The organism is uncultured Psychroserpens sp., from assembly GCF_947500255.1.
Lineage (GTDB): Bacteria > Bacteroidota > Bacteroidia > Flavobacteriales > Flavobacteriaceae > Psychroserpens.
Genome location: NZ_CANMRL010000002.1, coordinates 533,560 through 546,462, shown reverse-complemented (window position 1 = coordinate 546,462; position 12,903 = coordinate 533,560). Strand labels below are relative to the sequence as shown.

Sequence of the window (12,903 nt, the reverse complement as noted above, 5' to 3'; positions counted from 1 at the left end):
GATGCATTGATATGAACATGAAATTACAGATGAAAAAATACATTTTAGCCCTTATTACATTGTCGGTGTTTAACCTATCAAATGCCCAAGAAACGATTACATTTCCTAACCAGTCTACAGTAATTACAACTGGTGTTCCATTCATGCTCATTGCGCCAGATGCGCGTTCAGCAGGTATGGGAGATATAGGAGTCGCGACTTCGGTAGATGCATATTCACAACAATGGAATGCAGCGAAATACACATTTTCTGAAGCGAAATCAGGAATTGCAGTAAGTTATACACCTTACTTAAGTAAGCTAGTTAACGATATTTCTATCGCTTACCTTACCTATTTTAATAGAATTGATGATAGAAGCTCTTTTGGGTTCAGTTTTAAATACTTTGGTTTGGGTGAAATTGAAATTCGTCCTGACGAATTTTCTGAACCATTAATAGAAAAGCCTAATGAGTTTACTGTAGATGCGTCTTACTCGTTGCGTTTAGCAGATCAGTTTGCAATGTCTGTTGCGTTACGATATTTGCGATCAGATTTAAGAATTCAAGCAGTAGATGCTAATGCACAAGCTGCAGGATCATTCGGTGTAGATATCTCTGGATTTTACCAAAGTGAAGAAGAGGCTTACAATAATTTTAATGGTAGAACTCGTTTAGGTTTTGCTATTCAAAATTTAGGCCCGAAAATTAAATATGATGATGGCGGAAGAGAAAATTTCTTACCAACCAACCTACGAGTTGGAGCTGGTTTTGATTTTATCTTTGACGAGTATAACAAATTAGGAATTACTGCCGAAGTGACTAAACTTTTAGTGCCAACACCACCTTTATTTGGTTTTGTAGATACTAACGGTGACGGTGAGCAAACATCGGATGATGCATCAACCCCAGATATTGATGAAAGTGAGCCAACAATTATTACTGGAGGACAAACTAATGATGTGAGTTTCTTATCTGGAGCGTTACAATCTTTTGGTGATGCACCAGGTGGTTTTAGCGAAGAACTTAAAGAATTTACTTGGGCCTTAGGAGCAGAATACTTATACCAAGAGTCATTTGCATTTAGAGCAGGTTACTTTAATGAAAGTGACGAAAAAGGGGCGAGAAAATTTTTCGCATTGGGAGCAGGATTTAAATACACAACAATTAATATCGACTTATCTTATTTGTTCTCTGCATCGAAAGTTCAGAGTCCGTTAGAAAACACATTGCGCTTTTCTCTAACGTTTAATTTTGGAGATGGAACGTATGACGAATATTAGTCGTTAATATCATTTAAAACTAAAAACTATTGTTTCTCAAAAAGCAATAGTTTTTTTGTCTAAATACCTATCTAATGAAAGATGTAAAAATAGAATCTACATTAACTGTTTTTGAAAACTTTGACGAGTTGCCAAAGGATATTGTTAGCTTAATGAACAAAGCATCAGAAGCAAGACTCAAAGCCTATGCACCGTATTCAAAATTTTTAGTAGGCGCAGCTATTTTATTAGACAATGGAGAAGTGATTACTGGTAATAATCAAGAGAATGCGTCATACCCTTCAGGCTTATGTGCTGAGCGCACAGCAATATATTATGCTGGAGCTCAATTTCCTAAAGCCAAAATTGTGAAGATGGCACTTACAGCAGGATCACAAACGCAGCAAACAGTATCACCTATACCTCCTTGTGGAGCTTGTAGACAAGCTATTGCCGAATATGAAGTGAAGCAAGAGTCGCCTATTGAGATCTATTTTATGGGTGAAACAGGAAAGATTGTAAAATCTGCATCACTAGCTAATTTATTGCCGCTAGGATTCGATAGAAGTTTTCTATAACGTTTTCGTAATAAATTTACGATTTTCGGTTTTTTCATTACTAACTAAAGTGTTACTTTTGTTATTCGTTTAAATAATTAACGCCAACAATGCAAAAAATCACAAAAGAAGTTTACCTTAAATGGTATGAGGATATGTTGTTCTGGAGAAAGTTTGAAGACAAACTTGCTGCAGTTTATATTCAACAAAAAGTAAGAGGATTTCTTCACCTATATAATGGTCAGGAAGCAGTACTAGCAGGTGCGCTTCATGCGATGGATCTGACTAAAGATAAAATGATTACTGCATACAGAAATCACGTACAACCTATTGGTATGGGAGTTGATCCCAAACGTGTTATGGCTGAGTTATACGGTAAAGCCACAGGAACATCAAATGGATTAGGAGGTTCTATGCATATTTTTTCTAAAGAACATCGATTTTATGGTGGTCATGGTATTGTTGGTGGTCAAATTCCTTTAGGAGCAGGAATTGCATTTGGTGATAAATATCACAATGTGGACGCTGTTACCATTTGTTGCTTTGGAGATGGAGCAGCAAGACAGGGATCTCTTCATGAAACATTTAATTTAGCTATGCTATGGAACTTACCTGTTGTTTTCGTTTGTGAAAATAATGGCTATGCTATGGGAACTTCTGTTGAGCGTACTGCAAACCATACCGATATCTGGAAGTTAGGTCGTGGTTATGAAATGCCTTCTGGACCAGTAGATGGTATGAACCCAATTAAGGTTGCTGAGGCTTTTGATGAAGCTATTACAAGGGCAAGAACAGGTGGTGGTCCAACATTTTTAGAAGTAAAAACGTATCGTTATAGAGGGCATTCAATGTCTGATGCGCAACACTACCGAACAAAAGAAGAAGTAGAAGAATACAAGAAAATAGATCCAATTACTCAGGTAAAAGATATTATTTTAGATAAAAAATACGCGACAGAAGATGAGATAAAAGTTATCGATAAGCGTGTTAAAGATTTGGTGAAAGAATGTGAGACATTTGCTGAAGAATCACCATACCCTGAAAAGAACGTCATGTATGACGCTGTCTACGAACAAGAAGATTATCCATTCATACAACACAAATTATAAGCTATGGCAGAAGTAATTAACATGCCTCGTTTGAGCGACACCATGGAAGAAGGAACTGTCGCTGCTTGGTTGAAAAAAGTAGGAGACAAGGTTGAAGAAGGTGATATTTTAGCTGAAATTGAAACCGATAAGGCAACCATGGAGTTTGAGTCATTCAATGAAGGAACGTTATTGCATATTGGGATTCAAGAAGGTGAAACTGCTAAAGTAGATACGCTTTTAGCTATTATTGGAGATGAAGGTGAAGATATTTCTGGACTGTTAAATGGAAAAGCACCTGAAACGCCTGAAATAGAGGTTTCCGAAGAGACAAAAATATTATCAGAAACTAAATCGGAAACCAAAGAAGTTGCTTCTGAAGCTCAAGAAATACCTGAAGGTGTGATTGTGGTTACTATGCCTCGTTTGAGTGATACTATGGAAGAGGGAACTGTTGCAACGTGGTTGAAAAAAGTTGGAGAAGAGGTTGAGGAAGGAGATATTCTTGCTGAAATTGAAACTGATAAAGCAACGATGGAGTTTGAATCGTTTCAGTCCGGTACCCTATTACATATTGGCTTAGAAGAAGGAGAATCTGCAAAGGTAGATGCTTTATTAGCTATAATTGGACCTGCTGGAACAGACGTTTCTAGTGTAGCCAAAAACTTTAAAGTTGAAGGAACTACTTCCGAAGCAAAACAAGAAGAAGCGCCTAAAAAGGAATCCAAACCCGCAGAAGTATTAAAATCAGAACCAAAAAAAGAAACACCTAAAGCGACTACAAATAGTAGTTCACCAAACGGTAGAGTGTTTGTGTCGCCATTAGCTAAAAAAATGGCTGAAGAAAAAGGAATCAACTTATCTCAAGTTAATGGTACTGGAGAAAATGGTAGAATCATAAAACGTGATATTGAGAACTTCACACCAGCAGCGCAAGGAGCAGCGGTAGGTAAATTTGTACCAACTGGTCAAGAAGATTTTGATGAGGTACCAAATTCTAATATGCGTAAAGCTATTGCTAAAAACTTAGCGAAATCTAAGTTCTCTGCACCACATTACTACTTAAATGTGGAGTTTGATATGGAAAATGCCATAGCATTCCGAGCGCAGTACAATTCGTTACCTGACACAAAAATATCGTATAATGATATGATCGTTAAGGCTTGCGCTTTAGCTTTAAAACAACATCCTCAAGTTAATTCGCAATGGTTTGACGATAGAATGCAATTAAATAATCATGTACATATTGGTGTTGCTGTTGCAGTGCCAGATGGATTAGTAGTGCCTGTAGTGCGTTTTGCAAATGAACAAAGCTTGCCACAAATTGGAGCTGCTGTAAAAGATTATGCTGGTAGAGCTAGAAATAAGAAATTAACCCTTGATGAAATGGAAGGTAGTACCTTTACGATTTCTAACTTAGGAATGTTTGGTATTGAAAGTTTTACATCTATTATTAATCAACCAAATTCAGCTATTTTATCAGTAGGAGCTATAGTGTCTAAACCTGTGGTTAAAAACGGACAAGTAGTTGCTGGAAATACAATGAAATTAACCATGGCTTGTGATCACAGAACTGTAGATGGCGCCACTGGAGCACAATTCTTACAAACATTAAAAGGTTATATCGAAAACCCAATAACAATGTTAGTATAATTGCATGTTTGTAATATATAATATAAAAGCCTGTTTCATTTTTTTGAATCAGGTTTTTTTTATCTTTAAACCTTACTTAAAATATATCAAATGAATAAAATTATTACGTCTTTAGTCGCATGTCTGTTTTTGCTTTCGTGCAGTGCAAAATTAAAAGGTAGAGATGGTCAACCAGGAAAAGATGGACAAACACCAGAGATAATTACAATATCTATAGATGATGTAAAAAAGAGTATGGAGTATTTAGCTTCAGATGAACTAGCTGGTAGAGCAACAGGAAGTGAAGGTAGCGAGAAGGCTGCCACTTTTATAGAAAACTTCTTCAAGAAGAATGGGATACAACCTTATTTTGAATCTTATCGTGATTCATTTCAACTTGGGAATATTACAGGATACAACGTCGTTGGAATGATAGAAGGGAATGACCCAAATTTGAAAGATGAATTTATCATATTGGGAGGTCACTACGATCATATAGGTAAAGGTAAAGTTGTTGATGGTGATAGTATAGCTAATGGAGCTAATGATGATGCTTCAGGTACCATTGCAGCTATGGAGTTTGGTCGTTATTTTTCAAAATCTAAAAGTAATAAGCGTAGCATTTTAATTACATTATATGATGCAGAGGAAATGGGTTTAAAAGGTTCGGCGCATTTGGCAAAACGTTTGAAAGAAAAAGGAATGAAAGCCTATACAATGATAAATTTTGAAATGATTGGTGTTCCAAGAGAAGATGGAAAATCCATGTCATATATGAGTGGTTATGATCGTTCTAACTTTGCACCTACTTTAAATAAATATGCAGGTGAAGAGATTGTAGGCTTTTTTCCGAAGGCAAAAGACTTTAATTTATTTATGAGATCGGACAATTTTCCGTTTTTTAAAGAATTTAATATACCTGCACATGCCATTTCTACATTTGATTTTACAAATTTTGACTATTATCATCACGTAGATGATGAGGCTGATAAAATGGATTATGAGCACATGGCAAACTTTATAAATAAAATGATTCCTGCTTTAGAAGGCATGATGAATGCACCAACTAAAGAAGTCCTTTTAAACGATGAGTAAAAATATTATCATTACAGGTACAAGTCGCGGTATTGGCTTTGAATTGGTTCATTTGTTTGCAAACCAAGGGCATAATGTGTTAGCATTATCTAGAAATGCTCAACCCGTAAATAATCTACATTTCGATAATATTTCGTCTTTTGCTTTTGATTTATGTGAAGAAGATGATTACCAAAAAGTAGAGCAATTCATTGTCAATGAGTTTAAGCATGTGGATATATTAATTAACAATGCTGGAATGTTGCTCAATAAGCCATTTGCTGAAACTACATTTAAAGATTTTTCGAAGGTATACGAAACAAATGTCTTTGGTGTTTCTGAACTCACACGAATTGTATTGCCATATATGAAAAATGATGCCCACGTTATTACCATTAGTAGTATGGGAGGTATTCAAGGGAGTATGAAGTTCCCAGGATTAGCAGCCTATAGTTCTAGTAAAGGTGCAGTTATTACGTTAACGGAGTTGTTGGCCGAAGAATACAAAGAAACAGGTCCTCAATTTAATGTGTTGGCTTTGGGTGCTGTGCAAACCGAAATGCTAAAAGAAGCTTTCCCTGATTATCAGGCACCAACCACGGCTTTAGAAATGGCCGAGTATATTCATGACTTTGCACTCAACGGAAATAAATACTACAACGGAAAGGTGTTACAGGTGTCTAATTCGACGCCTTAATTGATTTTTCTAATTACTATTAAATTTCAAAAACGTGACCTTTTTTATCATCACAGCCTCTGCGTATTGCGTATAGTCTGACCTGCTGCTTACGCTAGTTAAAACCGAATCCTTGAATGTGTCAAAATCTGTATGAACTGTAAAGCCTAAAGTAAATAACTCTAAGCTATCTCCTTCAGTTCTAGTATCTCCAATTTGATGTATATCTGAAATGGAAAATTCTCTAGGATAGTTAGATAAAGTTAAACTATCTGAAGTAAAACTTAAGAGTTGAGCATTAATCTCGCTTTCAAATTCGGGGTGTTCCTGTTTTAGTTTAAGGAGTTCGACATATTCATTTAATTTCTGCGTGCTTATTCTCAATAAAGATTCTGGTGCAACTTCAAGTTCAATGTCAGCGGTAGCCTCTATTTCTTTGTCTGCAAACATTTGATTATCATTTTTACATGATATAATCAAGGCCAAGAACACTATGTATATTATCTTTTTCAATCTACTATAAAATGTAATGTTATGATTTGATTTTTATTGTAATCAAAATCTTTATTCAATATTCTTATTCGGTCTAATGATGAAGTTGGTATTGTTAAAAGCCTAACAAATTCTTTCTTTGAATAAATCTCTACTCCCATATTCTTATGATAATGTCTATAAATTCTTGCATCATCATGAATGATATTTTCTATCTTTTGCTTATGACTTGACCAGTCTTTTACATTTCCACTGGTATAATACTTTAAAATTAGCGCATAATCATCACTTTTAAGTTTTATCCTGTAATGCTCATTTCTGTCAATAGACCTAATGATAGTGTCCGTTTTATAATATGGAGAAGATACGACAAATGTAATCTTATCTTTTTCGGTTTTGTAATTAAAACATCCAACACTATCCGTTTTAAAATATAAAGGCGATTGGTTATCTTGAAGTATTTTAATATCCAATTCAGATACAATTTTTGTATTTAGATCATCTTGAAAACAAAACGTAAATTCATTTTTCGAATTCATAGTCACCAAAAAAATGATGGCTATCGGTATAAAAATAACTGGCCATAGAAATGTTCGCTTCTTTTTGTTTTTTTCTTCGGAAATATGAGCAGATTTAAACGCGTTCCAATTTTCAAAACCTGTATAACTACTCAATAAATTAAGCATGTCAATTCGTGGCAATTTTGAAGCTTCATTTTTAAAATACGTGTAAAACCATTTCTCACTTACTTTAGCTTTTACTTCTGAAAACAAATCCTCCTGAAACAATCCAATATCATCACCATTCCAATTTTTAACATCTGAAGATGCACTGTGTTTTTCCAAGAATTTAGAGATTACTGCCGATTTCAGCTTATTGAATTGATATGTATCTTTAGAATTCAAATAGATGTAGTTGTCTTATTTTTAGGTGTTTGCAAATTGTAAATTAATTTACAAAAGGTTTACAAGAGCTTTACAAGCCTCAAGTGTTCTCGCACTCTAGATTTGTTTCATAATCATTAAAAATATAAAATTATGAATGTAATCTTAGTGAAATCAAAAATTAAATTTCTTATTCTTTTTGTACTACTGTTTTTTTGTGTGGCTTGCTCTATGGATAGCAAGTATAAAGAGAGTGTACAAGTAACTACAGCTGATATCGATGAAGATTATGAAGCCGTTTATGACGGCAATGATAAGGCGCTAAAATCTGAAGTTGGAATGAATCAGGTGCCAGCCGATCTTAAAATAATTAAATCTGCAAATGCGAGATATAAAGTTAAGGACGTCAAAACAACAACCAGAAAAATAAAGCACATCGCTCAAAAATATGGTGCTTATATTTCCGATTTACGGTTTGAAAATAATCTGTACCAAAAGGAAAACAGATTTACCATTAAAATTCCACAGCAGTATTTTGACACCATGATGGATTCTATCGGTTTTATGGTAGAATTTGTAGAGTACGAAAACATAACTACAAAAGATGTAACTGAAGAGTATATCGATATCCAAACACGACTAGAAACAAAAAAAGAAGTGAAAACACGTTACGAATCCATTTTACGAAAAAATGCGATTACTGTTGAAGATATTCTAGCAACTGAAGATAAACTACGCATTATCCAAGAAGAAATCGAATCGGCTCAAGGACGCTTAAAATATTTAACAAATAAGGTGTCATATAGTACCATTCAAATTGATTTGTATGAAACCGTCGAATATACTGAAGAGCCAGAAAGCTACTCTAAAACCTTTTTCGCTAAAGGAAAAGAAGGTTTGAACAATGGATGGACTATTATAGAAAGTTTTATTCTAGGATTAATCTATATATGGCCATTGGTAATTATTGGTGTGATTGTGTTTTTTGTAGTTAAAAAGAAAATTAAAAATAGAAAAGCCTAATCTGTTTATTACTCGCAAATATTGGTTTTCTCAATCCAAGGGTTAACAAACAAACGCTCTTGACCTAAGATGGTCGTTTTATATGGTTCTGGAAAAACCAAATAAAACTGACCGTCTTTTTGAGTATATCTAAATTTTAATTGTGTACAATACGTCCCTTTTCCATTATTTATGAGCATGGTAATACTATCGTCTTTTATGGTGATATCCTTAGTAGATTGTACTAAAATGAAATTAATCTCAATATCAGAAGAAATAGATCTATCACTATATTTATCTAAATCATTTAATTCTACCATATCATTAACAACCGCTTTGATCCAGTCATCTAAACTTTGTTCTTGCTTGGCTTGAAAACTTGAGATGGTAATAAGAAGTATGGTGATAAGGTGGTTCATTGTACTTAGACTCTAAAAATAATTTGTCAATTTTCACTGATATGAATGACTCACATCAAGTGTTAAACGAAGGTCGTTTATTTTTTTAATATATCCAATACCGAGATTAAGTATATCTTGTTCATAGTCAGTGATTTCAACTGTTAATAATTAAACCCTATAACTATACAACAATAACTATTTAAATTTTGTAAATTTGCCTGCGTTTAACAGCGCAACATGACAACTACTACGAAATACATCTTTGTAACTGGAGGCGTTACCTCTTCACTAGGTAAAGGAATTATTGCTGCATCCTTGGCAAAACTACTCCAAGCACAAGGTTATCGAATCACGATTCAAAAACTAGATCCTTACATTAATGTAGATCCAGGAACTTTAAATCCTTATGAGCATGGCGAATGTTATGTCACAGACGATGGTGCCGAAACTGATCTTGATCTTGGGCATTATGAGCGTTTTTTAAATGTACCAACGAGCCAGTCTAATAATGTTACAACTGGTCGTATCTATCAAAGTGTGATCGAAAAGGAACGTCGTGGAGAATTTCTAGGAAAAACAGTTCAGGTGATTCCGCATATCACTGATGAAATTAAGCATCGTGTACAAATTTTAGGAAAATCTGGCGATTATGACATCGTTATAACCGAAATAGGAGGAACTGTTGGTGATATTGAGTCATTACCTTATGTAGAAGCTGTACGTCAATTAAAGTGGGAGCTAGGTGAGAATAATGCAATTGTGATTCATTTAACATTAGTGCCTTATTTGTCTGCCGCAGGTGAATTAAAAACAAAGCCAACACAACACAGTGTAAAAACCTTAATGGAAAGTGGAGTGATGGCCGATGTCTTGGTTTGTCGAACAGAACATGAACTACCAACAGACTTACGTCACAAACTTGCTAAATTTTGCAATGTACGTCCTGAAGCGGTGATTCAATCTATAGATGCTTCAACTATTTACGACGTGCCTAATTTGATGCTAGATGAAGGTTTGGATAAAGTAGTGCTTAAAAAACTAGCATTAGATAGTTCTCTACCAGACCTTACGCAGTGGAATCAGTTTTTAACACGTCACAAAAACCCAATAGGAGAAGTCACTATCGGACTTATAGGAAAGTATGTAGAACTCCAAGATTCGTATAAATCTATACTGGAAGCCTTTATTCATGCAGGTGCTGAAAATGAGGTGAAAGTAAAAATAGAATCGATACACTCTGAACATTTAACAGCAGATAATGCTGCCGACAAGCTAAAACATCTTCATGGTGTACTTGTTGCTCCTGGTTTTGGAGAGCGAGGAATCGAAGGAAAAATTGATGCTGTACAGTATGTGAGAGAAAATAATATTCCGTTTTTAGGAATTTGTTTAGGTATGCAAATGGCAGTTATTGAGTATTCTAGAAACGTACTCGGATTAGATAATGCAAATTCTACTGAAATGAATGAAGACACATCAAATCCAGTCATTGATTTGATGGAATCGCAAAAATCAATCACAGATAAAGGAGGAACCATGCGTTTAGGTGCATGGGATTGTGAGTTGTTGGATGGTAGTATTTCAAAAGACATATACCAAACCAATGCAATTAAAGAACGCCATAGACATCGTTACGAATTTAATAACGATTATAAGGCTCAAATTGAAGCTGCAGGAATGAAAGCAACAGGACTAAATCCTGAAACAGGCTTAGTTGAGATTGTAGAAATTCCATCACATAACTGGTTTGTTGGTGTACAATACCATCCAGAATATAAAAGTACAGTTGCTAATCCGCATCCACTCTTTGTGGCTTTTGTAAAAGCAGCTTTAAATTTCAAAACAAATAATAATAGTGTCAGTATGGCACAAAACTAATACTTGGATAACTTTTTGATATTGAGGAGGCATCCTCTCCCTAACCAATCGGAGAAACTAAATTATACCCATGGAAGAAAAAAAATTTGATCTCAACTCCATTATAGGATTCGTTCTTATCTTCGGAATTTTACTCTATATGATGTGGCAACAAAAGCCCACTCCTGAAGAATTAGAAGAACAAGAGAAACAAGCGCAAATTGAAGCTGATAAAAAAGAAGCTGTTGAAACAGCTAAAGATTCAACTAAGGTAACTACTGCTGAAGATTTTTCAGCTGTACAACCAGGAGACTCTACACGACTAGCCGATTTAAAAAACAAATTAGGAGCGTTTGCTTATTCATCAACTTTGCCATCAGCAACAGATGCGTATACAACAGTGCAAACCGATGTACTTGATTTGAAGTTTAGTAACAAAGGAGGATTTCTTTCCGAAGTTATATTAAAAGAGTTTGTAGACTACGATTCAATTCCAATTGCTTTAATTCAAGATGGAAATACATCCTTCAATATCAATTTCCAAACCTCAGACAACAGAATTCTTAATACAGAAGACAAGTATTTTCAACCAACAGTAACTAAAAATGGTGATAATACTGTGGTCTCTATGAAATTTAAGGCGTCTGAATCTCAATTTTTAGAGTATCGCTATGAGTTAAAGCCTGATAACTATATGATCGATTTTTCAATTCGTTCTGAAGGGTTGAGTAATGTGATCAATAGTTCTCAAGAGATTAACTTAGATTGGTCATTAAAGGCATTTCGTCATGACCAGAGTATTACGTATGAAAATCGTTACACGCGATTAACATATATGCATGAAGAGGATAAAATTGATAAATTAGGCCAAATGGGTGATGATGAAGAACTCATTACAGATGCACGTTGGCTATCGTATAGGCAACACTTCTTTAGTTCTATTCTCGTTGCAGATAAACCTTTCAAAAATGCAACTATTGCGACAAAGAATCTTATAGAAGATGAAGCAGTTGATACCGTATTTACGAAGCAGTTTTCATCTAAACTACCATTAACGTTTACAAATGGTGATGCAAATAACAACTTTCAATTATACTTTGGGCCTACAGATAGTAAGGTCTTAAAGCAATATGATTATGATCTGGAAGAAAGTATACCATTTGGGTGGGGAATTTTTGGATGGATTAACAAAGCATTATTTATTCCATTATTTGCATTCTTAAGTGGTTTCTTACCTTATGGTATTGCGATTATTGTTATGACTGTTCTTATTAAATTAATGATGTCATTTGTGCAGTACAAGCAATTCTTATCACAAGCTAAAATGAAGGTGTTAAAACCCGAATTGGATGCGATTAGAGCAAAGTATAAGGATAATAAGATGAAGGCGCAACAAGAGACAATGGCACTTCAAAACAAAGCAGGTGCAAGTCCGTTAGCAGGATGTTTACCAGGTTTGATTCAATTGCCAGTGTTTTATGCTTTATTCATGTTTTTCCCAACAGCGTTTGATTTACGTCAAAAAAGTTTCCTTTGGGCAGATGATTTATCATCTTATGATGCGATAGCTGAACTACCTTTTAATATACCATTCTATGGAGATCATGTGAGTTTGTTTCCAATTTTAGCAGCAATCGCCATTTTCTTTTATATGAAGATGACTACTGGTCAGCAAATGGCATCTCAACCTACGCAAGAAGGTATGCCAGATATGAGTAAGATGATGAAGTATATGATTTATTTTTCACCAATATTAATGTTGGTGTTCTTTAACCAGTATGCTTCTGGATTAAGTTTGTATTATTTCATTTCTAACTTAATTAGTATCGGAATTATGCTAGTGATCAAAAACTACATTTTAGATGAAGATAAGATACATGCACAAATTCAAGTGAATAAGGCGAAACCTAAAAAGCAGAATAAATTTCAGAAGCGAATGGCAGACATGATGGAACAGGCCGAGCAGCAAAAACAGGCGCAACAGAAAAGAAAGAAAAAGTAA

12 protein-coding genes are annotated in these 12,903 nt (G+C 34.7%); 9 read left to right on the top strand and 3 right to left on the bottom strand.

The genetic code is table 11. The features are described from left to right. Window positions 1-29 precede the first annotated feature (29 nt). The 6 genes from porV (at window position 30) to Q0783_RS09310 (ending at window position 6,286) form a co-directional block, all read left to right on the top strand. Window positions 30-1,259 (top strand): type IX secretion system outer membrane channel protein PorV, encoded by a 1,230-nt coding sequence (porV, locus tag Q0783_RS09335; RefSeq protein WP_298894617.1) that lies wholly within the window; start codon window positions 30-32, stop codon window positions 1,257-1,259. A 74-nt stretch (window positions 1,260-1,333) separates the two neighbouring features. Further along, the gene (cdd, locus tag Q0783_RS09330; protein ID WP_298894616.1) at window positions 1,334-1,816 is read left to right on the top strand and encodes a cytidine deaminase; all 483 of its coding nucleotides are present in this window, start codon (window positions 1,334-1,336) and stop codon (window positions 1,814-1,816) included. Window positions 1,817-1,905: 89 nt separating this feature from the next. Further along, window positions 1,906-2,904 (top strand): pyruvate dehydrogenase (acetyl-transferring) E1 component subunit alpha, encoded by a 999-nt coding sequence (gene pdhA / locus Q0783_RS09325; RefSeq protein ID WP_298894615.1) that lies wholly within the window; start codon window positions 1,906-1,908, stop codon window positions 2,902-2,904. A 3-nt stretch (window positions 2,905-2,907) separates the two neighbouring features. Next, window positions 2,908-4,536 carry a pyruvate dehydrogenase complex dihydrolipoamide acetyltransferase gene (locus Q0783_RS09320; protein ID WP_298894614.1) on the top strand — a complete coding sequence of 543 codons (1,629 nt, stop codon included), beginning with the start codon at window positions 2,908-2,910 and terminating at the stop codon, window positions 4,534-4,536. Window positions 4,537-4,626: 90 nt separating this feature from the next. Further along, on the top strand, window positions 4,627-5,610 hold the full coding sequence (locus Q0783_RS09315) for a M28 family peptidase (protein WP_298894613.1): 984 nt from the start codon (window positions 4,627-4,629) through the stop codon (window positions 5,608-5,610). Further along, a complete protein-coding gene (locus Q0783_RS09310) occupies window positions 5,603-6,286 on the top strand; it encodes an SDR family oxidoreductase (RefSeq protein WP_298894612.1) in 684 nt (227 codons plus the stop codon). The genes Q0783_RS09315 and Q0783_RS09310 overlap by 8 nt, the downstream gene beginning before the upstream one ends. Window positions 6,287-6,295: 9 nt before the next feature. Here Q0783_RS09310 and Q0783_RS09305 read toward each other — a convergent pair whose 3' ends face one another. Beyond that, window positions 6,296-6,715 (bottom strand): hypothetical protein, encoded by a 420-nt coding sequence (locus Q0783_RS09305; protein ID WP_298894611.1) that lies wholly within the window; start codon window positions 6,713-6,715, stop codon window positions 6,296-6,298. 59 nt (window positions 6,716-6,774) lie between these two features. Then, window positions 6,775-7,662: a hypothetical protein gene (locus Q0783_RS09300; protein ID WP_298894610.1), complete on the bottom strand. Its 888-nt coding sequence runs from the start codon at window positions 7,660-7,662 to the stop codon at window positions 6,775-6,777. A 132-nt stretch (window positions 7,663-7,794) separates the two neighbouring features. Here Q0783_RS09300 and Q0783_RS09295 point away from each other — a divergent pair, with 132 nt between their 5' ends. Beyond that, window positions 7,795-8,664, top strand: coding sequence for a DUF4349 domain-containing protein (locus Q0783_RS09295; protein WP_298894608.1), 870 nt, complete (start codon window positions 7,795-7,797; stop codon window positions 8,662-8,664). Window positions 8,665-8,672: 8 nt separating this feature from the next. On the opposite strand, the gene Q0783_RS09290 is transcribed toward Q0783_RS09295, so the two are convergent. Further along, window positions 8,673-9,062 carry a hypothetical protein gene (locus Q0783_RS09290; protein WP_298894607.1) on the bottom strand — a complete coding sequence of 130 codons (390 nt, stop codon included), beginning with the start codon at window positions 9,060-9,062 and terminating at the stop codon, window positions 8,673-8,675. Between the two features lie 219 nt (window positions 9,063-9,281). Between Q0783_RS09290 and Q0783_RS09285 the strand changes: the two genes are divergently transcribed. Together Q0783_RS09285 and yidC are read left to right on the top strand one after the other, a co-directional pair. Continuing rightward, on the top strand, window positions 9,282-10,922 hold the full coding sequence (locus Q0783_RS09285; protein ID WP_298894606.1) for a CTP synthase: 1,641 nt from the start codon (window positions 9,282-9,284) through the stop codon (window positions 10,920-10,922). A gap of 70 nt (window positions 10,923-10,992) precedes the next feature. Further along, entirely contained in the window at window positions 10,993-12,903 is a 1,911-nt protein-coding gene (yidC, locus tag Q0783_RS09280) for a membrane protein insertase YidC (protein ID WP_298894605.1), read from the top strand.